The sequence below is a fragment of the Streptomyces sp. NPDC006435 genome (assembly GCF_040612315.1).
Classification (GTDB): Bacteria; Actinomycetota; Actinomycetes; order Streptomycetales; family Streptomycetaceae; genus Streptomyces.
In genome coordinates, this window is the sequence record NZ_JBEXPY010000006.1 from 138,207 (window position 1) to 161,453 (window position 23,247).

The window sequence follows — 23,247 nt, forward strand, 5'->3', positions numbered from 1 at the left end:
CGGGGTGTCCACGCCCCGGGCGGTGTCGGTACGGGTCTCCCCTGCTCGGCACGGACCGAGCGCTCGGGGAAGGGAGTTCCTGACTCGCCCGGCCGGTGGGCCGGACTCACAGTGGCGGGACCGTGCCGGAATCTCACCGGACTTCCTCCCCTGTCGCCGTCTGTGGCGACGACGTGCCGGATGGCCCGTCGGTGGGGGTGTTCGTGGTGCCCCGCCGCGGGGGCGGGGCACCACGAACACCCCCGGGGCATAGTACGGCCGACCGATGACCCGGGGTCGGGGAGCGGGTGGCGGGAGGCCGGAGAGCAGGTGACGGTGAGGCCGGGAATCGGGTGGCGGGAGGCCGGGAATCGGGTGGCCGGGGGTGGTTCCCGTCCGGCGGGGACGGCTGTTCGCCGACCGGGGCGAGGGCCGGGCCGGGGCGGGGTGGTTCGCCGACCGGGCAAGGGCCGGACGGGGCGGACCGGGCGGGGCGGGGTGGCCAACCATTGGGGGACATACGGTTCCGATGGGGCGGTCGGTATGCTCGCCGCCATGTCTTCGCCGGTCGCTCCGTCCCCGCCCCCGGGAGACCCGTCTCCCCGGGACCGTGACGACGCCTGCCCCGGCACGCTGCGGCTGCACGGCGCGGACGACGGCGCGCTGGCCCGGGTCCGGGTTCCCGGTGGTGTGCTGGACGCGGCGCAGGCGGACGTGCTGGGCAGGGCCGCCGAGGAGCTGGGCGACGGTGAGTTGCATCTCACTTCGCGCGGCAACGTGCAGCTGCGCGGCCTGGGCCCGGACTGCGGCGCCGAGTTGGCCCGCCGGCTGGGCGGGGCGGGACTGCTGCCCTCCGCCCGCCACGAGCGGATACGCAACGTGGTGGCGTCGCCGCTCTCGGGCCTCGACGGGTCGGGGGCGGGTGACGTCCGCCCCTGGCTGTCCGGGCTGGACGAGCTGCTGTGCGCCGACGACGGGACGGCGGGCCTGTCCGGCCGGTTCCTCTTCGCCCTCGACGACGGCCGCGGCGACGTGGCGGCGCTCGGCGCCGATGTGACCCTGGTCGCACAGCGGGACGGGACCGCGCTGCTGCGGATCGGCACGGCGCGGGCCACCACCCGGACACCCGGCGAACGGGCGCCGCAGGCCGCCCTCATCGCCGCCCGGACGTTCCTGGAACGGACGCGCGACCACGGCGCGTGGCGGGTGGCGGACCTGCCCGGCGGGGCCGAGGGCCTCCACGCCGAAGTCGCCGAACGACTGCGCCGGGCGGGGCTCGTCGCCACCGGTACCACTGCCGACTCCCGTGTCCCCGACGGTGTCCAGGGCCCCACCGGTCGCACCGGCCCCGCGGTGGGCATCGTGAACTCCCCCCACGGCACCGCCGCGTTGTCCGTGGGCGTGCCCCTGGGCCGCATCACCGCCGGGCAGTGGCGGACGCTGACGGACACGGCCCGCCGGGGCGGCGACGAACTGCGCCTGACGCCGTGGCGCGGGATCGTCGTCCCCGGGGTGGCCCGGCCGCAGGCCCCGGAACTGCTGGACGGACTGGCCGCCACCGGTCTCGTCACCGGCCCCGACTCCCCCTGGACCGGGGTGGGCGCCTGCATCGGACGGCCGGGCTGCGCGAAGTCGCTGGCCGACGTGCGGGCCGACGCGGCGGCCGCGCTGGGGCCGGTGGGGGCCCTGCCGGTGTACTGGTCCGGGTGCGAACGCCGGTGCGGGCACCCCCGGGGCGAGTGGGTCGACGTCGTCGCCGGCCCCGACGGGTACCGGGTCTCCCTCGTACGGGACTCCGCCCGGAACCCCGTACCGGACGACGTCCCGAAGAACCCAGAGAACCCAGGGAGCCCCGAGAACCCCGGGGGTCCCGAGAGCCCCGGCGGATCGGGCCGTTCCAGCGGATCGGGCCGTTCCGGCGACTCGGACGGCTCGGACGGCTCCGGCGACTCAGGTGGCTCCGGCTGCTGCTCAGGTGGCTCCGACAGGCTCGCCGCCGTGGTGGCGGCGGCCCGTGGCACGCGCGGCCTGCCCATCTGACCGACGACGTCGCGGCATCCGGACCCGGCCGCTCCGCACCCCCGTGCCCCCACGACTTCCTGCCCCCGTAACCCGTGACTCCCCGACCCATGACCCCCTGAAGAGAGCGAAGAAGCCGTGCACGAGTACGAGAAGGACGGACCGGCGATCTACCGCCAGTCCTTCGCCACCATCCGCGCAGAGGCGGACCTGTCCGGTCTGCCCGCCGATGTCAGTCAGGTCGCGGTCCGCATGATCCACGCCTGCGGCATGGTCGACCTCGTACGCGATCTCGCCTTCAGCCCGGACGTGGTGGCCCGTGCCCGTGCCGCGCTGCGGGCCGGTGCGCCCATCCTGTGCGACGTGGCCATGGTCGCCAGCGGTGTCACCCGCAAGCGGCTGCCCGCGGCGAACGAAGTGGTGTGCACCCTGTCCGACCCGGCGGTGCCCGGTCTCGCGGCGGAGCTGGGCACCACCCGCAGCGCCGCGGCCCTGGAGCTGTGGCGCGACCGGCTGGAGGGTTCGGTCGTCGCCGTCGGGAACGCGCCGACCGCCCTGTTCCGGCTGCTGGAGATGATCGAGGAGGGCGCGCCCCGCCCGGCGGCCGTCATCGGGGTGCCCGTCGGCTTCATCGGCGCGGCCGAGTCCAAGGACGCCCTGGCCGCCCACCCGTCCGCCCTGGACCACCTGATCGTGCGCGGCCGGCGCGGCGGCAGCGCCATGGCCGCGGCCGCCCTCAACGCCATCGCCAGCGAGGAGGAGTGACCGTGAGCGAGCAGAGGACCGGCCGGCTGTACGGGGTCGGGCTCGGCCCCGGCGACCCGGCCCTGATGACCGTGCGCGCGGTGCAGGTCATCGCCGGGGCGGACGTCGTCGCGTACCACAGCGCCCGGCACGGGCGGTCCATCGCCCGGTCCATCGCGGCGGAGCACATCCGCGCCGACCACATCGAGGAACCGCTGGTCTACCCCGTCACGACGGAGACCACGGACCACCCGGGCGGCTACCGGGGCGCGATGGAGGAGTTCTACGCACAGGCGGCGGCGCGGCTGGCGGAGCATCTGGACGCCGGCCGCACGGTCGCGGTGCTCGCCGAGGGCGACCCGCTCTTCTACGGCTCGTACATGCACATGCACAAGCGGCTCGCCGACCGCTACCCGACCGAGGTGATCCCTGGGGTGACCTCGGTCAGCGCCGCCGCGGCCCGGCTCGGCACCCCGCTCGTGGAGGGCGAGGAGGTGCTGACGATCCTGCCCGGCACCCTGCCGGAGGAGGAGCTGACCGCCCGGCTCGCCGCCACCGACACGGCCGTGGTCATGAAGCTGGGGCGCACCTTCCCCGCCGTGCGCCGGGCCTTCGAGGCGTCCGGGCGGCTGCCGGAGGCGCGTTACGTCGAACGCGCCACGATGGCCGGGGAGCGCCGGGCCGAACTGGCCGGGGTCGACCCCGAGTCGGTGCCGTACTTCGCGGTCGCGGTCCTGCCGAGCAGTGTCGACGCGCCCCGTCCGGGGAACGCGCCGGGCGGCGGCGAGGTGGTCGTCGTCGGCACCGGGCCCGCCGGGCCGCTGTGGCTGACGCCCGAGACCCGCGGGGCGCTGGCCGCCGCCGACGACCTGGTCGGCTACACCACCTATCTGGACCGGGTGCCGGTCCGTCCGGGGCAGGTGCGGCACGGCTCGGACAACAAGGTCGAGTCGGAGCGGGCCGAGTTCGCCCTCGACCTGGCCCGGCGCGGCCGGCGGGTGGCCGTGGTGTCCGGCGGCGACCCGGGGGTCTTCGCCATGGCGACGGCCGTCCTCGAAGTGGCGTCGCAGGAGGAGTACGCCCGGGTGCCGGTGCGGGTGCTGCCGGGGGTGACGGCGGCCAACGCCGCCGCCGCGCGGGCGGGTGCGCCGCTGGGCCACGACTACGCGACGATATCGCTCTCCGACCGGCTCAAGCCGTGGGAGGTGATCGCGGAGCGGCTGCGCGCGGCGGCCTCGGCGGACCTGGTGCTCGCACTGTACAACCCCGGTTCGCGCAGCCGGACCTGGCAGGTCGGCAAGGCCCGCGACCTGCTGCTCGAACACCGCTCGCCGGACACGCCCGTGGTCCTGGGCCGGGACGTGGGCGGGCCTGCCGAGAGCGTACGGACGGTGCGCCTGGCCGATCTCGACCCCGCCGAGGTGGACATGCGGACGATCCTGATCGTCGGCTCCTCGCAGACCCGGTGGGTGCGGCGCGGCGGCGACGGGGGCGACCAGATCGTCTGGACGCCCCGCCGCTACCCGGAGGGCTGAGCACGCACGGGTCCCGGCCGCCCGCCGGGACCCGTACCCGTACGACGGCCGGTCAGGGCCAGTGGACTTCCGGCTGTTCGCGCAGCCAGGCGACGGCCGGTTCCGGGGCCCCGACCACGGGCACGCCCGGCGGCACGGGCGGCCTGCGCACCACCACCACGGGGATGCCCGCCTCGCGGGCCGCGGTGAGCTTGGGGGCCGTGGCGTCGCCCCCGCTGTCCTTCGTGACGAGGACGTCGATGCGGTGACGGTCGATCAGCCGGCGTTCCCCATCGAGCGTGAACGGGCCCCGGTCGAGCAGGACCTCCATCCGCGCGGGACACGGGGTTCCGGGGTCGGGGGCGTCCACCGAGCGCATCAGGAACCACAGCGGGTCCGACCCGGCGAAGGCGGCGATCCCCATCCGCCCGGTCGTGAGGAAGACCCGCCGCCCCAGCGCGGGCAGGGCCGCCGCGGCCCCGGCCAGCGAGTCGACCGGATGCCAGTCGTCGCCGTCACCGGGCACCCAGCCGGGGCGGCGCAGCGCCAGCAGGGGAACATGGGTCGCGGCGGCGGCAGCGGCCGCGTTGAAACTGATCGTCCCGGCGAAAGGATGGGTGGCATCGATGAGCGCGTCCACCCGGTGCGTGCGCAGCCACGCGGCGAGGCCGTCGACCCCGCCGAAACCGCCGATGCGGACCTCCCCCGGCGGAAGCCTCGGACCGGCCACCCGGCCGGCCAGCGAACTGGTCACCCGGGCCCCGGCCGGGGCCGTCCCCACCAGCAGTCCGGCGAGGCGGCGGGCCTCCGTGGTCCCGCCGAGAACGAGTACGTGCATCGGATCCATCCATGAGTGAGGCGAAGGGCGGGCGCAGCGCCCAACTGAAGCACACCGGTCTGCGGCCCGGCTGGACCACCGGTGCCTGTGCGACCGCGGCGGCCACCGCCGCGTACACGGCCCTGCTGACCGGTGACTTCCCCGACCCGGTGACGATCACCCTGCCCAAGGGGCAGACGCCCGCGTTCGCGCTCGCGGTGGAGGAGCTGGCGGCGGACCGGGCGACGGCCGGGGTGGTGAAGGACGCGGGCGACGATCCCGACGTGACGCACGGCGCCCTCGTCCGGGTCACCGTGCGGCGGCTGGGGCCGGGCGCGGGCGTGGTGTTCCGGGCCGGTCCGGGCGTGGGCACGGTCACCCTGCCCGGCCTGCCGCTCGATGTCGGGGAGCCCGCGGTCAACCCCGTCCCGCGGCAGATGATCCGCGACCACGTCGCCCTGGTCGCGGCGGAGCACGGGGGTTCGGGGGACGTCGAGGTCACCGTCTCCGTGGACGACGGCGAGGAGCTCGCCCGCTCCACCTGGAACCCGCGCCTCGGCATCCTGGGCGGCCTGTCGATCCTGGGCACGACGGGCGTGGTGGTGCCGTACTCCTGCTCGGCGTGGATCGACTCGATCCGGCGCGGCGTGGACGTGGCCCGGGCCGCCGGGCACACCCATGTGGCCGGTTGCACGGGTTCCACCTCGGAGCGGACCGTGGTGGCCGAGTACGGCCTGCCGGAGATCGCGCTGCTGGACATGGGCGACTTCGCGGGCGCGGTGCTCAAGTACGTGCGCCGTCATCCGGTGGACCGGCTCACCGTCTGCGGCGGGTTCGCCAAGCTGTCGAAGCTGGCCGCCGGCCACCTCGACCTGCACTCGGCCCGGTCCCAGGTCGACAAGCCCTTCCTGGCCGGACTGGCCCGGCGCGGGGGCGCCGACGAGGAGCTGGCGGCCGAGGTGGCGACCGCGAACACGGGGCTGGCCGCGCTCCGTTCGTGCCAGGCTCGGGGCGTCCCGCTCGGGGACCTGGTGGCCGTGGCGGCCCGGGACCAGGCGCTCTCGGTCCTGCGGGGCGCCCCGGTGGCCGTCGACGTCATCTGCATCGACCGGGCGGGAACGGTCGTCGGGCGCAGCGACGTGCGCTGATGCCCCGCCGGGGGACTCCCCGGCCCGCCCGGCCGGTACGGGGAGGGCTCCCCGGCCCTCGTACCGGCCGGGTGGGCCGTCCGACCGTCCGTCAGCAGACGTGCCGTTCCCGGTGCGGCGAGTAGAGGTGGCTGTCGCGGAACTGCTCGGCGCCGAGCGTGCGGCCGACCATGATGACGGCGGTACGGATCACTCCCGCCGACTTCACCTGCTCCGCGATGTCGTCGAGGGTCCCGCGCAGGATCAGTTCGTCCGGGCGGGAGGCCAGCGCCACGACGGCGGCCGGGCAGTCGGCCCCGTAGTGCGGCAGCAGTTCCGCCACGACGCGGTCCACGTACCGGGCGGCGAGGTGCAGCACGATCAGCGCCCCGCTGCGGCCCAGCGTGGCCAGGTCCTCGCCCTCCGGCATGGCGGTGGCGCGCTGGGCGATCCGGGTGAGGATGACGGTCTGGCCGACGGTCGGCACGGTCAGTTCCCGCTTGAGCGCCGCGGCGGCGGCCGCGAACGCGGGAACGCCCGGCACCACCTCGTAGGGCACCCCGGCCTCGTCGAGCCGCCGCATCTGCTCGTTGACCGCGCTGAACACCGACGGGTCGCCCGAGTGCAGCCGGGCCACGTCCTGGCCGGCCTCGTGCGCGGCCAGCAGTTCGGCGGTGATCTGGTCGATGTCGAGCTGGGCGGTGTCCACCAGGCGGGCGTCCGGCGGGCATTCGGCGAGCAGTTCGCGGGGCACCAGGCTGCCCGCGTACAGGCACACCCCGCAGGCGGCGAGCGTGCGGGCACCGCGCACCGTGATCAGGTCGGCCGCACCCGGGCCCGCGCCGATGAAGTACACGGTCATCTGTTGTCTCCTGGATCTTCCGCGGACACCCGTGCGGGGCGTTCCGCGACGGGAATGGTCGAGGTCCTGCGCACGGACCACTGGGTGACCGGCATGGCCTGCCGCCAGCCGGTGAAGCCGCCGACCGGCACGGCGTGCGCGACGGCGAGCCGGACCAGTTCGCCGCCGTACCGCCGGTGCGCCCCGGCGAGCAGGGCCTCGGACTCCAGCGTGACCGTGTTGGCGACCAGCCGGCCGTCGGCGGGCAGCGCCTCCCAGCAGGCGTCGAGGAGGCCGGGCGCGGTCAGTCCGCCGCCGATGAACACGGCGTCGGGCACGGGCAGTCCGGCCAGTCCGTCCGGGGCCCGGCCGGTGACGACGCGCAGCGCGGGCACCCCGAGGCGGTCGGCGTTGCGCGCGATGCGTTCCGCCCGTGCCGGATCGCGTTCCACGCAGATCGCACGGCAGGACGGGTGGGTCCGCATCCACTCGATCGCGATGGACCCCGAGCCGCCGCCGATGTCCCACAGGAGTTCGCCGGGGGCGGGCGCGAGAACGCCGAGGGTGGTGGCCCGCACATGGCGCTTGGTGAGCTGCCCGTCGTGCTCGTACGCCTCGTCGGGCAGGCCGGGTACGGCGCCCAGGCGCAGGGCTCCGGGGGCGCGGCGGCATTCGACCGCGACGATGTTCAGGGGGTCGCCCGGCGGGTGCGGCCAGTGGTCCGCGGTGCCCTCCGCGCAGGACTCGGCCATGCCGCCGAGCTGTTCGAGCACCCGCAGCCGGCTCGGGCCGAAGCCCCGTTCGCGCAGCAGAGCGGCCACTTCGGCGGGGGTGGTGGCGTCCGCGCTGAGGACCAGCAGCCGTCGGCCGTCGTGGAGGGCGGCGGCCAGCCGGGCGGTGGGGCGGCCGACCAGGGTGACGACCTCGGTGTCCTCCAGCGGCCAGCCGACGCGGGCGCAGGCGTAGGACACGGACGAGGGGTGCGGCACGACGTTCAGCGCGGCGGCGCCCAGCACTTCGGTCAGGGCCCGGCCGATCCCGTAGAACATGGGGTCGCCGCTGGCCAGGACGGCGATCCTGCTGCCCGCGTGCTCGGCGAGCAGAGCGGGGACGGCGGGTCTCAGCGGTGACGGCCACGGCACCCGGCGTCCCGCGCACGACGGCGGGAGCAGGTCGAGCTGTCGTCCGCCGCCGATCAGCACCTGCGCGGCGGTCAGCGCCTCGCGGGCCGGCCCGGACAGTCCCGGCCAGCCGTCGGCGCCGATCCCTACGACGGTCACCGCAGGTGGGGCGGGGGGTTCGGGTGGGGCGAGGGTCACGGCCGGTACCTCGGTGCTCGGGGGCTGACGCAGCCGAACTCTACTGTCCGGCCCCGGTCGCACACCGGCCAGGTGACCTCCGCCGATGCCGTCCGGGCGGCACGCTCCGGGAGGGTCCGCGGAGCGTGCCGACCCGGGCGCCGGGGCTCGGCGCGGTACGGGGGTCCGGTCCGGTGCACGGGCCGGAACCCCCGTACGGCTGCGGGGATCGCTCCCCGACGGGCCTCACGACCCGTCCGCTTCGGTGGCCGCGGCATCGGCCCATTCGACGAACTGGACGACGACCCCGTTGGGGTCCTCGACCTGGAACAGGCGCTCGCCCCAGGGCTCTTCGCGCAGCGGCATGGTGATCTCGACGCCCTCGGCGCGCAGCCGCTGCTCCTCCGCCTCGATGCCGGTGAGGGTGAGGGCGAGGATCAGGCCCGAGGCGTGCCGGTCGCGCTGGTCGGCCGGCAGGACCTCGGTGCCGCGCTGCAGCAGGACGATGTCGGCGGCGGCGTCCGGGCGGGTGAGCGAGGCGAATCCGTCGGCGGCCGCCTGCACCTGGTAGGCGAGGTGCGTGGTGAAGAAGTCCTGGGACGCGGCGACGTCGTCGACGGTGAGCGAGACGGTGGTGGCGGTGATCTGCAAGGCGGGTTCCTGTCCGTGAGAGGGATGAACGGTCCGTACGGGGCCGGGTGCCTGTACGGGGACGGGGCTTCGTGCGAGGACGAAGCTCTGCGCGGGGCCGGGGCTCTGCGCGGGGCCGGGCGTCAGTAGGAGCGGCGGCGCGGGATGTTGCGCATGGGGCGGGCGTTGCCCGGGATGCGCCCGGCGGAGGGCGGGGCGGCGAACCGGGACCGACGGTTCCCCTTGTTGTCGGGCTGGCCGGCCTGCTCGGCCGCCTGGTTCGCGAGGAGCGTGACGAGGTCGGTCTTTCGCATGACCATTCCTTTCCATCGGGAGAAACTTGCGACGGAGGTAAACTTAGAACGAGACCCATCAGGGTGTCAACATAAAAATGCTACGGAGGTAAGATTCCCCCATGAGCATCGACATGGAACCGAAGACGGACACCGCGGCACCCCCCGGAACGCCGGGCGCACCGGGCCTGCGGGAGACCAAGAAGCGGGAGACCCGGCAGCTGATCTCCGACCACGCGACCAGGCTCTTCATCGAGCAGGGCTTCGAGCGGACGACCATCGCGGAGATCGCCGTCGCGGCACGCGTGGCCAAGAAGACGGTGACCAACTACTTCCCGCGCAAGGAGGACCTGGCCCTCGACCACCAGGAGGCGTTCATCGCCGGCTCGGCCCGCGTCGTGGCCTCCCGGGAGGAGGGCGAGTCGGCCCTTTCCGCGCTGCGCCGGGACTTCGGGGCCGCGGTGGCGACGCAGAACCCGGTCCAGGGCTTCGCGGGACCGGAGTTCTCACGCATGATCGCCGACAGCCCCACCCTCTCCGCCTGCCTGCGCGGCATGCACGACCAGCGCGAGGAGGCGCTGGCCGCCGCCCTCGCCGAGACCACCGGCTCCGCCCCCGACGACATCACCGTGCGCACGGCGGCGGCCCTGCTCGGCGCGGTGCAGCGCACCCTGTTCCAGCGCGTCCAGGAACTCACCCTCACCGGCCTCACCAATCCGGAGATCGCCGAGATCGTCGCGACGGAGGGGGACCGTGCCTTCGGCCTGCTCGAACCGGCGCTCGCGGACTACGCCACGGCCGGCCCCGCATCGTGAACCGGAGCCCCCGGACGGCGCACCGCCCCGTGAACCGGACGGCCGGGGCGGCGCACCACCCCGCGGGCCGGAGGGACCGGGCGGTGCGCCGCGCTCCGGACCGAACGGCCCGGGAGTAGCCGCACTCGGCGACCGTGGCACGAAATGCACCTTTTCCACCTGCGTGCGAGTCTGGTCATGGCCCATCGTCCGAGATCCGCAACAGGAGGCACGATCGTGGGCAAGAAGCAGAGTCGGCAGAACCGCGGCGCCCGCACCGGCGGCCACGAACGCAGCGCCACTCCGGAGACGAAGGAGCAGACGCAGCCGACCACCACCCCGGACCCGGTGCGCTCGATCTCAGAACAGGTCTCCCACCGGAAGCAGCGGAGGTTCGGTCACAACTGACCCTCCCGGCAACACGACAACCGCCCTCCGCGGTGGCACCCCCAAGGGGAACGCCACCGCGGAGGGCGTTTTTCGTTGAGGAAACCCCCCGCCCCTCGCCCGCGCCCTCCCCCGCACCCGGAGCCACGCCCGCCCCCGCGGCCTCTCTCGCACCCGCCGCACATCACTCCGCGTAACCACCCGCGCCGCCCGTCCCCGCCGCCCCGCACCGTTTGCCACCATTCCGGCACGGCGCCCACCGCGCCTCCGCGGCCTCCCCGGCTCCCCGACGGGCCCTTCGCGAAGCCCCCGCGAACCGCCGCACCCGACGGAGCGCGCCCCCGTCGCGCCGTCCGCGCACCACCCGCGAGCCTCTCGCGCACCGCTCCCGCGCACCCCCAACGCATGGCCGAATAACGTCCATTCGGACCGCCCCCGGAGGTTTATCTACGCGCGGAGCTCGGCTGCCGAACGGCCATTCGGGCATATCAGACCAGTTTTTCCGCGGCTATTACCGGCTGGTACCGACAGCTGCTAGAAACATGGCGCTCAACCCAACCCCCCATCCACCCCCCACACTTCGGAGGGCTGACAGCCATGTCGGTACGGAGATTCTGGGCGTCCGCATCCACCCTGGCGCTCGCCGCCGTGGCCGCCCTGGGCTTTGCCCAGCCGGCCTTCGCGAACTCGACGGCCGCGAGCGGTTACGTCGCTCTCGGTGACTCGTACTCGTCCGGTGTCGGGGCGGGGAGCTACCTGTCCGACAGCGGCGACTGCCGTCGCAGCACCAAGTCCTACCCCTACCTCTGGGCGGCTGCGAACTCGCCCTCCTCCTTCGCCTTCGTGGCCTGTTCGGGCGCCACGACCAGCTCGGTGGCAAGCACCCAGCTGGGGGCACTGAACTCCTCCACCGGTCTGGTCAGCGTCACCGCGGGCGGCAACGACGTCGGCTTCGCCGACGTCATGCAGGCCTGCGTGCTGTCCGGCGAGGCCACCTGCCTCAGCAGGGTCGGCACGGCCGTCTCGCAGGCGCAGAACTCGCTTCCGTCCAAGCTGAGTTCGCTCTACACCTCCATCCGGTCGCGGGCTCCCCAGGCCCACGTCGTGGTGCTCGGCTACCCGCGCTTCTACCAGCTGAGCGGCAGCTGCATCGCGGGTCTCTCCGAGAAGGAGCGGTCGGCGATAAACAACGCGTCCGACGTGCTGAACGGCGTCATCGCCAAGCAGGCGGCCAACTCCGGGTTCACGTACTCCAGCGTGGTGGACGAGTTCAGCGGGCACGAGCTGTGCTCCGGCAGCGCGTGGCTCCACAGCGTGACCCTCCCGGTCTACAACTCGTACCACCCCAAGGCCGCCGGGCAGTCCGGTGGTTACCTTCCGGCCTTCCGCTCGGCCGCGTAGGACGCGGACGACGAGGGTGCAGGGGCGGCGGGCCGACGGATCACCTCCGAGGGCCCGCCGCACTCGTGCACACCCGGCCGGGCACACCCCCCGCCCCGGCCGGACCCGTCCCGCCCCCGAGCGGCCCCGGCCCCGGACATGCCGGAGCCCGGACTCAGTACCGCTCCACCAGGTGATCGCGGCCCGCCGGGGGCTCGTACGCCTCGGGCCAGAAGTCCGTTATCCCGTTGATCCGCCCCGCACCGTCGAACGTGAAGAAGTGGATGGCGTGCGACTCCTCGGCGTCGGTCGTCACCAGCGTCCGGGCGGCGGCCTGGTGCCCCTCGCGGTCGGCCACGATCCGCTCGACACGGACCTGCCAGCTCCCCGGGTACTCACGGTTGAACCGCAGATACCGCTCCTTGCCGCGGATCCTTTCCCGGGTCTGCGGCAGGTCGTACAGCACGTCGTCGGCCAGCGTGGCGGCGAAGGCGTCCCAGTCCCGGGAGTCGGCCGCACTCTAGTACGTCTCCACGGCGACACGCAGCTCGGCAGTCGTAGTCATGGTTCGAGTCTGTACCCCACCACTGACAATCGCCCCGACCTGGCGTTTCATCAGGAACCGGCAGGCTTCGACGCCTTGAGCGAGTACATCAGCGGGATGCGCGGCCGACCGGCGGGGAACCGGTAGTAGCCGTCGTCCTGCCGCTCCAGCGCCTCGAAGCGGGAGACGAGCGAGACGTCGTGCTCGTTCAGGAAGTCGATCCGCAGCCCGCCGGCGGCCAGCGCCGACACCACCTCGCCGATCGGGTGCTGCCACTCGACGGTGCGGTTGTGGACGGTGGGAGCGTCCCGGTCCGCGTACGTGCCCGGCGTGTCGTCCACCCACGCGTCGCGGGTGAAGTAGTCGTACTCGACCTTCGTGCCCGTGGCGTCGTCGAAGCAGTCCGTCACCGGGTGGAACTCCACGAGGTAGAGGAAACCCCCGGGCGCCACGAGCGACGCGGCCACCTCGGCCCAGCGCCGTATGTCCGGCAGCCAGTTCAGTGCGCCGATCCCGGTGTAGACGATGTCGTACGACGTGTCGGGGACGGCTTCCGCGGCGTCGTGGACGTCCGCGACGACGAACGCCGCCCGGTCCTGGTCGAATCCGAGCTCGCGGGCCAGGCCGCGCGCCGTCTCGACGGCCGGTTCGGAGAGGTCCAGGCCGACGACGGGCCCGGCGCCGTGCCGCGCCCAGGAGAGGGTGTCGACCCCGATGTGGCACTGGAGGTGCAGCAGCGACTTCCCCTCGACGTCCCCGACCTCGGCGGGTTCGAAGTCGCGCAGGCCGTCCTGCCCGGCGCGGAAGGCCGCGAGGTCGTAGTAGTCGCTGCCGACGTGGATCGGCACCCGCTCGTCCCAGAACGCGCGGTTCGCCTCTTGCCAGTCGCCGGGGGTCGGTGCATGCATGGCGGGAAGGTTATCCACAGGCTGAGGACGGAGCGAACGAATTATCGGCGCCCGACGCAGAATGGGGGGCATGACTGAGATCACTGGTTCGACGACGGCCTCTTCCACCCCGGAGACCGCCCCGGAGAGCACCCCCGCGGCCTCGGCCGCCCCGGAGAGCGCCTCCGTGCCGGAGTGGGAGCAGCGTTTCCGGGCGTCGCGGGTGTCGCTGCCCGACTGGGCGGAGGACGCGCCGGACCGCGCGCTGTTCGTCTCCAACGCCACGGGCACGTACGAGCTGTACGCCTGGGACCGCGCCACCGGCGAGCAGCGCCGGGTGACGGACCGGCCGAACGGCACGACGGACGGGGTGCTGACCCCTGACGGGGAGTCGATCTGGTGGTTCGACGACACCGACGGGGACGAGTTCGGGGTGTGGATGCGCCGGCCGTTCCACGGCGGGGAGGCCGGGTCGGGCGACGAACCGGCGGTGCCCGGCCTCGCCCCCTCGTACCCCGCGGGGCTCGCGATCGGGCGGGACGGCACGGCGGTGATCGGCCGCTCGACCGACGAGGAGGGCACCACGGTCCATTTCGTGCGTCCCGGGGCCGCCCCCGTGGAGATCTACCGCCACCGCGAGTCGGCGGGCGTCGGCGACCTCAGCCACGACGGGACGCTGATCGTCCTGGAGCACACCGAGCACGGCGACGCGATGCACTCCGCGCTGCGCGTGGTGCGGCCGGACGGCACGACGGTCGCCGAGCTGGACGACACCGAGGGCGGTACCAAGGAGCTCGGCCTGTCCGTGCTGGGCTTCGCCCCCGTGGCCGGGGACACCAGACTGCTGGTCGGGCATCAGCGGCGGGGCCGCTGGGAGCCGATGATCTGGGACCCGACGACGGGCGAGGAGACGGACCTCGCGCTCGGCCTGCCCGGCGACGTGAGCGCCGAGTGGTATCCGGACGCCTCCGCGCTGCTGGTCGTGCACGGCTTCGAGGCCCGCAGCGACCTGTGGCGGTACGAGCCGGGCGCGGGCGCCCCCGTCCGGGTGGAGACCCCGGCGGGTTCGGTGTCGGGCGCCACGGCCCGGCCCGACGGCACGGTGGAGTACCTGTGGTCCTCGGCCGCGCAGCCGCCCGTCATCAGGTCCACCTCGGGTGCCGTGGTGCTCGATCCGCCCGGTCCGAAGGCCCCGGGGTCGGTGCCGGTGGAGGACGTGTGGGTGGACGGGCCCGGCGGCCGCGTCCACGCGCTCGTCCAGCGGCCCGCCGCCCCGGCCGAGGGCCCGTTCCCGACGGTCTTCGAGATCCACGGCGGCCCCACCTGGCACGACAGCGACGCCTTCGCCTCCGGCCCCGCCGCCTGGGTGGACCACGGCTACGCGGTGGTCCGGGTCAACTACCGCGGTTCCACCGGGTACGGCCGTGCCTGGACGGACGCGCTCAAGCACCGGGTGGGCCTGATCGAGCTGGAGGACATCGCGGCGGTCCGGGAGTGGGCGGTGAAGTCCGGCCTCGCCGACCCGGAGAAGCTGGTCCTGGCCGGTGGCTCCTGGGGCGGCTACCTGACCCTGCTCGGGCTCGGCACGCAGCCGGACGACTGGGCGCTGGGCCTGGCCGCGGTCCCCGTCGCCGACTACGTCACGGCGTACCACGACGAGATGGAGGACCTGAAGGCGATGGACCGCACGCTGCTGGGCGGCACGCCGGAGGAGGTGCCCGAGCGTTTCGCGGCCTCGTCCCCGCTGACGTACGTCGACGAGGTCCGGGCCCCCGTGTACATCTCGGCCGGTGTCAACGACCCGCGCTGCCCGATCCGTCAGGTCGAGAACTACGTGGACCGGCTGAAGGACCGGAACGCGGTGCACGAGGTGTACCGGTACGACGCGGGGCACGGCTCGCTCGTCGTGGAGGAGCGCATCAAGCAGGTCCGCCTGGAGCTGGACTTCGCCCGCCGCCACCTGACCCCCGGACCGGTCCCGCAGCCGGCTCCCCCGTCGGCCCCGCAGCCGGTTCCGTCCGGCGAGTAGGGGGCTCCGCGCGGCGCGGGCGGCCCGCCGGGCGGCCCCCGCGCCGGGCCGCCGGAGCGGGGACCGTACCGTGGAGGGGTGTACCGGTTCCTGCTGACCCCGCGATGGTGGGGGATCAACCTCTTCGTCGTGCTGGCCATCCCGTTCTGCGTGTTCATGGGCACCTGGCAGCTCGGCCGCTTCGAGGACCGCGTGCAGACGCACGACGCCGCCACGGAGCAGCCCGCCCCCGGCACGAGGGCCGCCGAGCCGCTCGACGACCTCCTGCCCGTCGACAAGGTGACCTCCGGCCGCCCCGCCACCGCCACCGGCCGCTACGCCGATCAGTTCCTGGTGCCCGGGCGGGAGCTGGACGACAGGAGCGGCTTCTACGTCCTGAACATGCTCCGCACGGACACCGGCAAGGCCCTGCCGGTGGTACGGGGCTGGCTGCCCGGCAAGCCCGGCACCACCCCCGTGCCCGCCGCGCCGACCGGCCGGGTCACGGTGACCGGCGACCTCCAGGCGTCCGAGAACGCCGGCACGGCGGGGGCCGACGGGCGGGGCGGGCTCCCCGACGGGCAGCTGGGCATCATCAGCGCCGCGTCGTTGATCAACCTCGTCCCGTACGACGTCTACGACGCCTGGGTGACGGTCCAGGACACGGGCTCCGGCACGGGTGACGGGGCGGTCGGCGCGCTGCGCCCCGTACCGGCCGCCGCCGCGCAGGGCACCGGGCTCGACCTGAAGGCGTTCCAGAACCTCGGTTACACCGGTGAGTGGTTCGTCTTCGCCGGCTTCGTGCTCTTCATGTGGTTCCGCCTGGTCCGCCGCGAGGCCGAGGCCGCGCGCGACCTGCGCCTGGGCCTCGTCCCGGAGACCGGGGCGGGCACGGCGGACGGGACCGGCACCAGTACCGCCGCCGTCACTGCCACCGACGGCGGCGGGAAGAAGGACGAGGACGCCAGCCCCTCCGTGGGCAGCGGAGCCGTCTGAGCCCGGAGCAGTCCGGTGCCGGAAACCGTCCGGTACCGGGGCGCCCCGGTACGTACACATGCGCGTGGGACGGGTGAGGGCCCGCCGGATCATTCCGGCGGGCCCTCACCCGTCCCGCATGTCACATGCGCCGCTCGGGCGTGCGCGTCACGTCGCGGGGGCCAGTACCCCGGTCCGGTAGATCGTGCCCGAGCAGGCGTTGGGGATCGTCGCCGCCGCGACCGGTGCCCCGGCCTCCGGCGTGTGCATCACGGAGACGCTGCCGTCCTGGATGCCGCCGTCCTCGCCGAGGAACTGCGCGTCCATGTCCGTCGTCCCGTCGCCGCTGCCGGCTCCGGAGACCGTGGCGCCGCCCGCGCCGCCCCCGCCGCCCTCGGTCGGTGTCGGGCTCGGCGAGGCCCCGGCGGTCGGGCAGGTCTCCTTCGGCACCCAGGCGAACTTCACCTCGTACGACATGGACGGCTTCAGCAGCACCGTCCGCTGCTCCTGCGAGGGGTCGGGCAGCCCGGAGGCCGCGTCACCCGCGGTGTGGTGGACGACCATGATCCTGGTCTCGTCGGCCGCGCCCATCGTCTGGAAGCCCACGCTGCCGCCGTTGTTGACCGAGCACTCCGTGCCGGAGACGTTGGCGATGCGGAAGGTGCCGTACACCGTGCCGTCGGCCCCGGCCGCGCCGGTCTCGGCCGATGCGACCCCGAGCTGACCCGGTCCGCAGGCCGCCATGGCGGCCACCTCGGTGCGGTCCGGGTCCGCGGTACCGCCCGCCAGGTTGCCGTTCTCGCCCTGGCCCCGGCTGTCGGCGGGGCTGCTGGTGCTCTCGGGGTGGTCCGGGTCGCCGTTGGTCCGCCCGTCGGTGTGACCGCCGCTGTCCTTGCCCTCGTGCTCCGAACCGCCCTCGGTGCCGTTGCCGCCCTGCGCCTGCTCGCCGTGCCCGGCTATCGCGGGGTTGGCCGCGCTCGAACCGTCGGAGTTCGCGACGTGGACGAAGGCGGGCACCGCGGTGCCGATGAGCAGCGCCGCCGCGGCCAGTCCGACGACGGCCTGTCGCCGCTTGGCGCGCCGGACGGGCACCGCCCGCTGCAACCGGTCGAGCGTGCCGTCACGGGGCTCGATGTCCCGGACGGCGCCGTGCAGCATCCGGCGCAGCGCGACCTCGTCGAGTTCCGCGTCACCGCCGTTCAGCCCGTCACCGCTCAGCCCGTCGCCGTTCAGGGCGCCGCCCGAACCGGAATCCGGACCGAAGAGACTGCTCAGACTGCCGAAGCCGACCGTCCCGGCCGACCCCGTCGACCCGGCGTTGTCGGAGGCATCGGACGCATCGGAGACACCGGATGCATCGGACGCACCCGGCGCATCCGCAGCCGCTTCCGCTCCCAGGGCCCCGGCCTCACCACTGTCCCCGCTGTCCCCGCTGTCCCCGCCGTCCTCGGCGTTCACGGCTTCGGCCCTGGTGGTCCCGGTTTCGGCGGTCTCCGCCGACCCGGCCGGGTCGGCGTCCGCGTCCCGGTTCGCAGGCAGGGCGTTCTCCGGCCCGTCGTGGTTCACAATCCCGTTTCCAGTCCGGTCAATCCGATGCTCACGCCCGGCGCCGTCGCGCTGTTCACGCCCCGGGCCGTTCTCGTACGTGCGGTCGCTCCGGCTCATCCCTGAGCCTCCATCACGACGCGCAGCGCCGCGATCCCCCGGGAGCCGTAGGCCTTGACCGAGCCCAGGGATATCCCCAGCGTCTCGGCCACCTGCACCTCCGTCATGTCCGCGAAGTAGCGCAGCACCAGCACTTCCCGCTGCCGCCGCTGGAGCCCCCGCATCGCCTTGATCAGCGCGTCCCGCTCCAGCTGGTCGTACGCGCCCTCCTCGGCGCTCGCCATGTCAGGCATCGGCTTGGAGAGCAGCTTCAGCCCGAGGATGCGGCGGCGCAGCGCGGAACGCGAGAGGTTGACCACCGTCTGGCGCAGGTACGCGAGCGTCTTCTCGGGGTCCCGGACCCGGTTGCGCGCCGAGTGGACGCGGATGAACGCCTCCTGCACCACGTCCTCGCACGAGGCCGTGTCGTCCAGGAGCAGCGCCGCGAGCCCGAGCAGGGACCGGTAGTGGGCGCGGTAGGTCTCGGTGAGATGGTCGACCGTGGTTCCGGCAGCCACGCTCTCCTCAGCGCCCTCGCGCTGCGAGGGCAACCGTGCGGGGCGTGCGGCGGGCATGGGCGCGATCACCGGCATGCCGCCGGGCGCGCGGGGCCGTCGGAGCGGGCGCGCCGAAGCGCCCCGCAAGGGACCCACCACTGTGATATCGAGAACCTCTGCCACGCCAGTTGGACACGTTTCCCCCCGTCAGGGTTGTACGCGCGCGGCACCTCGTTCGGCGCTGTGCGACATGCCCTCATACGTACCTGCTCTTCCCCAAGTGCCCCGAATGAGCGCCCCGCCGCGCCGAAGATGACCGCATAGACGCGCATTCCCCGGCCGGCGGTTGCAGCGGGCCGGACGGTCATCGTCGGATACCCCGGCACCCCATCTCAAGATGTTCAGACCTTCAACTTACTCACAGGGCGTTCACAGAAACCACAAAACGGGTTCGATCAGACACGGGGGAACTCCGCGGCCACCGACTCGGCGATCTGCGCCACGTTCAGCGCCGCCCCCTTGCGGAGGTTGTCGCCGCAGACGAACAGCTCCAGGCACCGGGGATCGTCCATCGACCTGCGCACCCGTCCGACCCAGGTCGGATCGGTGCCGACGACGTCGGACGGCGTCGGGAAGTCCCCCGCCGCCGGATTGTCGTACAGCACCACGCCCGGAGCCGTCGCCAGGATCTCGTGGGCCCGGTCGACCTCGATCTCGCTCTCGAACCTGGCGTGGACGGACATCGAGTGCGTCGCGACGACGGGCACGTACACACAGGTCGCCGCCACCCGTAGGGCCGGCAGGTCCAGGATCTTGCGGCACTCCTCGCGGATCGCCAGTTCCTCCGACGACCAGCCGTCCCCCACCTCGGTGCCCGCCCAGGGCACCACGTTGAGGGCCACCGGGGCGGCGAAGGGGCCGCTCCCCGTGTCGCCCAGCGCCCGGCGCACGTCCCCGGGCCTCGTGCCCAGTTCCGTACCGGCGACCGCCGTCAGCTGTTCGCGCAGCGCGGCGACGCCGTCGCGGCCCGCCGCGCTCACCGCCTGGTACGAGGAGACGATCAGCTCCCGCACCCCGAACTCGGCGTGCAGCGCGCCGATCGCGACGATCAGCGAGAGCGTGGTGCAGTTCGGGCTCGCGACGATGCCGCGCGGCCTGATCCGTACGGCGTGCGGGTTGATCTCCGGCACGACCAGCGGGACGTCGGGGTCCAGCCGGAAGGCGGCGGAGTCGTCGACGACGACCGCGCCCTTGGCGGCGGCGATCGGCGCCCATCGCGCGGCGATGTCGTCCGGCACCAGGAACAGCGCCACGTCCACGCCGTCGAAGACATCCTCGGAGAGTTCGAGGACCTCGCTCGCCTCGCCGCGCACGACCAGCTTGCGACCGGCCGAGCGCGGCGAGGCGATCAGCTTCACCTCGCCCCAGACGTCCGCGTGCTGCGAAAGGATCTGGAGCATGACGCCGCCGATCGCCCCGGTCGCCCCGACGACCGCGAGCGAAGGGCGACGCGCGGTCATCGGCCGGTGCCTCCGTAGACGACGGCCTCGTCGGAGTCGCTGTCCAGGCCGAAGGCGGTGTGCACGGCGCGCACGGCCTCGGTGACGTCGTCGGCACGGGTGACCACCGAGATGCGGATCTCGGACGTCGAGATCAGCTCGATGTTCACGCCGGCGTCCGACAGCGCCTCGAAGAAGCCCGCCGTGACCCCCGGGTTGGTCTTCATACCGGCGCCGACCAGGGAGATCTTCGCGATCTGGTCGTCGTAGCGCAGCGACTCGAAGCCGATGCCGCCGCGGTTGCGCTCCAGGGCGTCGATGGCCTTGCGACCCTCGGCCTTGGGCAGGGTGAACGAGATGTCGGTCAGACCGGTCGACGCGGCGGAGACGTTCTGCACCACCATGTCGATGTTGATCTCCGCGTTCGCGATCGTGCGGAAGATCGCGGCGGCCTCGCCCGGCTTGTCGGGCACGCCGACGACGGTGATCTTGGCCTCGGAGACGTCATGGGCGACTCCGGAGATGATCGCGTGCTCCACCTTCTGGTCCCCTTGCGGCTCGTTGCTGACCCAGGTTCCGCGCAGTCCGGAGAAGGAGGAGCGGACGTGGATCGGGATGTTGTAGCGGCGTGCGTACTCCACGCACCGGTGCAGCAGCACCTTGGAGCCGGACGCGGCCAGCTCCAGCATGTCCTCGAAGGAGATCCAGTCGATCTTCCGGGCCTTCTTCACGACCCGCGGGTCGGCGGTGAAGACCCCGTCCACATCGGTGTAGATCTCGCAGACCTCGGCGTCCAGCGCGGCGGCGAGCGCGACCGCGGTGGTGTCGGATCCGCCCCGGCCGAGGGTGGTGATGTCCTTCTTGTCCTGGGACACGCCCTGGAACCCCGCGACGATCGCGATGTTCCCCTCGTCCAGCGCCGTACGGATACGGCCCGGCGTCACATCGATGATGCGCGCCTTGTTGTGGACCGAGTCGGTGATGACGCCCGCCTGGCTGCCGGTGAACGACTGGGCCTCGTGACCCAGGTTTTTGATCGCCATCGCCAGCAGGGCCATGGAGATCCGCTCCCCGGCGGTCAGCAGCATGTCGAACTCACGCCCCGCGGGTATCGGCGATACCTGCTCGGCGAGATCGATCAACTCGTCCGTCGTGTCGCCCATCGCGGACACCACGACAACCACCTGGTTGCCGCTCTTCTTGGCATCGACGATTCGCTTGGCGACGCGCTTGATGCCCTCGGCATCGGCTACGGAGGAGCCTCCGTACTTCTGCACGACAAGGCCCACGTGCGCTCCTCGCTCAGTCCGTTACTGCGGTCGGCTCAGTTTAACGAGCAGCCCGAAAACGCCCCGCCCATACCACATGGTGAGATATTCCGCTCAACACGTGATCTTCGGCGTTTCGTTCCAAGCCGCTCGCACAGGGTCTGTTGCCCGCCGATCGGGCCCGCACTCCCGTATGTGGTCCAGCCCACACGCCCGGCGGGCCGGGTCCCGGATCCGGCGGCCCCGCCCCTCTAGCGTGGACCGGAACCCCATGATCCGCCCTTCGGAGGCCCCCACCGTGCGCAATCCGCTCCGCGCGCTTCCCGTGCTCCTGGCCCTGGCCGCCCTTCCCCTGACCGCGTCCCCCGCCCACGCGGGCGGCACCTGCTCCGCCGCCCGCCCCGACGCCCCGATCTACGCGGGCGCGAACCCCTGGACCGACATCGTCGGCTACCTGGACCCGGGCATTGCGGTGAACGCCACCCGCCGGGGCGCGGACGAGCTGTGGCGCGTCTCGCGCACCGACGACGGCGCACCCCTGGGCTTCATGCGCGCGGGCGACCTGCGGTGCGACGGGGGGTGAGCGCGGATGGCGGGAAGGCCCCGCCGTCGGACCCGGCGGTCCGGCGGCGCGCCGCTACTGCACCGGGCGCAGCCCCAGCGGTCCCGCGATCTCCTCGGCCATCACACGGCCCGCCTCCTCGGCGAGGTCGTCGTCGAGGGTCTCCGAGTCCGTGTCCAGGCCGTCCAGCTCCTGGAGGGGCTGATTGAGGCGGATGTGGGCGATCAGCGACTGGAGGGCGCGCAGGGCGGCGGAGGCGGTGGAGCCCCAGTTGGAGAAGTAGGAGAACTGCCACCACCACAGGGCCTCGGTCGTGCGGTCCTCCTCGTAGTGGGCCAGGCCGTGGCGCAGGTCGGTGACCAGGTCGGCCAGGTCGTCGGAGATCCGGGCCGGGACGGGGGCCTTGCGGGGCTCGTACGGGTCGAAGACCTCGGAGTAGACGTCGATCGGCTCCAGCAGGGCGGCGAACCGCTCGCGCAGCCCGTCGGCGTCCGGCTCCGCGCCGAGGTCCGGCTCGTAGCGCTCGTCGGGAACGATGTCCTCGTACGCGCCCAGCCGGCCGCCGGCCAGCAGGAGCTGGGAGACCTGGAGCAGCAGGACGGGGACGGCCTCCTCGGGCTCCTCGACCTTGGACACCTCGGTGACCGCGACGATGAACGTCTTGATCTGGTCGGCGATCTGGACGGCGAAGTCGTCCGGGTCCTGCGTGACGGAGTTCAGCGTGGCGTCAGACATCGAGGGGACCTCCCGTGGGCACGGTCGCGAACGGTGAGTAGAACATATCGGCGCTGAACGTAAAGCCGTCGTGAGTCGCAAAAACGGTCATCGACCGAACACCGGACGACACGAAGGCGTCACACATCGGACGCACGTCACACATCGAGCAGCCGCCTCCCCTCGAAGGCGCGGCCCAGGGTCACCTCGTCCGCATACTCCAGGTCGCCGCCCACCGGCAGGCCGCTGGCCAGTCTGGTGACGCGGAGACCCATCGGCTTGACCATCCGCGCCAGGTACGTGGCGGTGGCCTCGCCCTCCAGATTGGGGTCGGTGGCCAGGATCAGCTCCGTGATCGAGCCGTCGGCGAGCCGGGCGAGCAGCTCCCGGATGCGCAGGTCGTCCGGGCCGACGCCCTCGATCGGGCTGATCGCGCCGCCCAGGACGTGGTACCGGCCGCGGAACTCACGGGTCCGCTCGATCGCGACGACGTCCTTCGGCTCCTCGACCACGCAGATCACCGACGGGTCCCGGCGGGCGTCGCGGCAGATGTTGCACTGTTCCTGCTGGGCGACGTTGCCGCAGACCGTGCAGAACCGCACCTTGTCCTTGACCTCCAGGAGGGCGTGGGCGAGGCGGCGCACATCGGTCGGTTCGGCCTGCAGGACGTGGAAGGCGATCCGCTGGGCGCTCTTGGGACCGACGCCGGGCAGCCTGCCCAACTCGTCGATGAGGTCCTGAACCACGCCTTCGTACAACGGGAACGCCTTCCTTTCCTGTCCTGCTTCTGCTCGGTCGTTCTGCTCTTCTGTTGCCCTGTCGTTCC

22 protein-coding genes, 1 pseudogene and 1 riboswitch are annotated in these 23,247 nt (G+C 73.3%); of the genes and pseudogenes, 10 read left to right on the plus strand and 13 right to left on the minus strand.

The genetic code is table 11. From position 1 onward, the window contains the following. Positions 1–73: 73 nt before the first annotated feature. A riboswitch (cobalamin riboswitch) is annotated at positions 74–148 on the minus strand. A gap of 374 nt (positions 149–522) precedes the next feature. From cobG to ABZZ04_RS09645, 3 genes are all read left to right on the plus strand, one after another. After that, positions 523–2,019, plus strand: coding sequence for a precorrin-3B synthase (gene cobG, locus ABZZ04_RS09635; protein ID WP_356931633.1), 1,497 nt, complete (start codon positions 523–525; stop codon positions 2,017–2,019). Positions 2,020–2,136: 117 nt separating this feature from the next. Further along, on the plus strand, positions 2,137–2,763 hold the full coding sequence (locus tag ABZZ04_RS09640) for a precorrin-8X methylmutase (RefSeq protein ID WP_148836855.1): 627 nt from the start codon (positions 2,137–2,139) through the stop codon (positions 2,761–2,763). After that, positions 2,760–4,277, plus strand: coding sequence for a precorrin-2 C(20)-methyltransferase (locus tag ABZZ04_RS09645; RefSeq protein ID WP_356931634.1), 1,518 nt, complete (start codon positions 2,760–2,762; stop codon positions 4,275–4,277). Before ABZZ04_RS09640 ends, ABZZ04_RS09645 begins: the two co-directional genes overlap by 4 nt. 52 nt (positions 4,278–4,329) lie before the next feature. On the opposite strand, the gene ABZZ04_RS09650 is transcribed toward ABZZ04_RS09645, so the two are convergent. Further along, on the minus strand, positions 4,330–5,094 hold the full coding sequence (locus ABZZ04_RS09650; protein WP_356931635.1) for a cobalt-precorrin-6A reductase: 765 nt from the start codon (positions 5,092–5,094) through the stop codon (positions 4,330–4,332). Positions 5,095–5,105: 11 nt separating this feature from the next. Between ABZZ04_RS09650 and ABZZ04_RS09655 the strand changes: the two genes are divergently transcribed. After that, positions 5,106–6,221 carry a cobalt-precorrin-5B (C(1))-methyltransferase gene (locus ABZZ04_RS09655; RefSeq protein ID WP_356931636.1) on the plus strand — a complete coding sequence of 372 codons (1,116 nt, stop codon included), beginning with the start codon at positions 5,106–5,108 and terminating at the stop codon, positions 6,219–6,221. 91 nt (positions 6,222–6,312) lie between these two features. Here the strand turns inward: ABZZ04_RS09655 and cobM are convergent, their stop codons facing one another. The 4 genes from cobM to ABZZ04_RS09675 all read right to left on the minus strand — a co-directional run bounded on the left by cobM (position 6,313) and on the right by ABZZ04_RS09675 (position 9,283). After that, positions 6,313–7,062 (minus strand): precorrin-4 C(11)-methyltransferase, encoded by a 750-nt coding sequence (gene cobM, locus ABZZ04_RS09660; protein WP_356931637.1) that lies wholly within the window; start codon positions 7,060–7,062, stop codon positions 6,313–6,315. Beyond that, positions 7,059–8,360 carry a precorrin-6y C5,15-methyltransferase (decarboxylating) subunit CbiE gene (gene cbiE, locus ABZZ04_RS09665; RefSeq protein ID WP_356931638.1) on the minus strand — a complete coding sequence of 434 codons (1,302 nt, stop codon included), beginning with the start codon at positions 8,358–8,360 and terminating at the stop codon, positions 7,059–7,061. Before cbiE ends, cobM begins: the two co-directional genes overlap by 4 nt. Positions 8,361–8,585: 225 nt before the next feature. Beyond that, positions 8,586–8,990, minus strand: coding sequence for a VOC family protein (locus ABZZ04_RS09670; protein ID WP_356931639.1), 405 nt, complete (start codon positions 8,988–8,990; stop codon positions 8,586–8,588). A 122-nt stretch (positions 8,991–9,112) separates the two neighbouring features. After that, entirely contained in the window at positions 9,113–9,283 is a 171-nt protein-coding gene (locus ABZZ04_RS09675; protein WP_356931640.1) for a hypothetical protein, read from the minus strand. 113 nt (positions 9,284–9,396) lie between these two features. Between ABZZ04_RS09675 and ABZZ04_RS09680 the strand changes: the two genes are divergently transcribed. The 3 genes from ABZZ04_RS09680 to ABZZ04_RS09690 all read left to right on the plus strand — a co-directional run bounded on the left by ABZZ04_RS09680 (position 9,397) and on the right by ABZZ04_RS09690 (position 11,844). Beyond that, the gene (locus ABZZ04_RS09680; RefSeq protein WP_356931772.1) at positions 9,397–10,077 is read left to right on the plus strand and encodes a helix-turn-helix domain-containing protein; all 681 of its coding nucleotides are present in this window, start codon (positions 9,397–9,399) and stop codon (positions 10,075–10,077) included. 216 nt (positions 10,078–10,293) lie between these two features. After that, positions 10,294–10,464, plus strand: coding sequence for a hypothetical protein (locus ABZZ04_RS09685; RefSeq protein WP_262375552.1), 171 nt, complete (start codon positions 10,294–10,296; stop codon positions 10,462–10,464). A gap of 576 nt (positions 10,465–11,040) precedes the next feature. Continuing rightward, positions 11,041–11,844 (plus strand): SGNH/GDSL hydrolase family protein, encoded by an 804-nt coding sequence (locus ABZZ04_RS09690; RefSeq protein ID WP_356931641.1) that lies wholly within the window; start codon positions 11,041–11,043, stop codon positions 11,842–11,844. A 154-nt stretch (positions 11,845–11,998) separates the two neighbouring features. Here the strand turns inward: ABZZ04_RS09690 and ABZZ04_RS09695 are convergent. Both ABZZ04_RS09695 and ABZZ04_RS09700 read right to left on the minus strand, forming a co-directional pair. Beyond that, positions 11,999–12,358, minus strand: a pseudogene (locus ABZZ04_RS09695) (nuclear transport factor 2 family protein). A gap of 80 nt (positions 12,359–12,438) precedes the next feature. Beyond that, entirely contained in the window at positions 12,439–13,275 is an 837-nt protein-coding gene (locus ABZZ04_RS09700; protein WP_356931642.1) for a class I SAM-dependent methyltransferase, read from the minus strand. 61 nt (positions 13,276–13,336) lie between these two features. Between ABZZ04_RS09700 and ABZZ04_RS09705 the strand changes: the two genes are divergently transcribed. Both ABZZ04_RS09705 and ABZZ04_RS09710 read left to right on the plus strand, forming a co-directional pair. Then, a complete protein-coding gene (locus tag ABZZ04_RS09705) occupies positions 13,337–15,283 on the plus strand; it encodes a prolyl oligopeptidase family serine peptidase (RefSeq protein WP_356931643.1) in 1,947 nt (648 codons plus the stop codon). 78 nt (positions 15,284–15,361) lie between these two features. Continuing rightward, the gene (locus tag ABZZ04_RS09710; protein ID WP_356931644.1) at positions 15,362–16,258 is read left to right on the plus strand and encodes an SURF1 family protein; all 897 of its coding nucleotides are present in this window, start codon (positions 15,362–15,364) and stop codon (positions 16,256–16,258) included. Between the two features lie 147 nt (positions 16,259–16,405). Here the strand turns inward: ABZZ04_RS09710 and ABZZ04_RS09715 are convergent, their stop codons facing one another. The 4 genes from ABZZ04_RS09715 to ABZZ04_RS09730 all read right to left on the minus strand — a co-directional run bounded on the left by ABZZ04_RS09715 (position 16,406) and on the right by ABZZ04_RS09730 (position 21,166). After that, entirely contained in the window at positions 16,406–17,803 is a 1,398-nt protein-coding gene (locus tag ABZZ04_RS09715; protein ID WP_356931645.1) for a hypothetical protein, read from the minus strand. Positions 17,804–17,898: 95 nt separating this feature from the next. Continuing rightward, positions 17,899–18,474 carry a SigE family RNA polymerase sigma factor gene (locus ABZZ04_RS09720; RefSeq protein ID WP_148840622.1) on the minus strand — a complete coding sequence of 192 codons (576 nt, stop codon included), beginning with the start codon at positions 18,472–18,474 and terminating at the stop codon, positions 17,899–17,901. Between the two features lie 359 nt (positions 18,475–18,833). After that, positions 18,834–19,898, minus strand: coding sequence for an aspartate-semialdehyde dehydrogenase (locus ABZZ04_RS09725; RefSeq protein ID WP_356931646.1), 1,065 nt, complete (start codon positions 19,896–19,898; stop codon positions 18,834–18,836). Continuing rightward, a complete protein-coding gene (locus ABZZ04_RS09730) occupies positions 19,895–21,166 on the minus strand; it encodes an aspartate kinase (protein WP_283852484.1) in 1,272 nt (423 codons plus the stop codon). Before ABZZ04_RS09730 ends, ABZZ04_RS09725 begins: the two co-directional genes overlap by 4 nt. 250 nt (positions 21,167–21,416) lie before the next feature. Between ABZZ04_RS09730 and ABZZ04_RS09735 the strand changes: the two genes are divergently transcribed. Continuing rightward, entirely contained in the window at positions 21,417–21,728 is a 312-nt protein-coding gene (locus ABZZ04_RS09735) for a hypothetical protein (RefSeq protein ID WP_356931647.1), read from the plus strand. A gap of 54 nt (positions 21,729–21,782) precedes the next feature. Here ABZZ04_RS09735 and ABZZ04_RS09740 read toward each other — a convergent pair whose 3' ends face one another. After that, the gene (locus tag ABZZ04_RS09740; RefSeq protein ID WP_356931648.1) at positions 21,783–22,442 is read right to left on the minus strand and encodes a DUF5063 domain-containing protein; all 660 of its coding nucleotides are present in this window, start codon (positions 22,440–22,442) and stop codon (positions 21,783–21,785) included. 137 nt (positions 22,443–22,579) lie between these two features. Then, a complete protein-coding gene (gene recR, locus ABZZ04_RS09745) occupies positions 22,580–23,179 on the minus strand; it encodes a recombination mediator RecR (RefSeq protein ID WP_356931649.1) in 600 nt (199 codons plus the stop codon). Between the last annotated feature and the right edge of the window lie 68 nt (positions 23,180–23,247).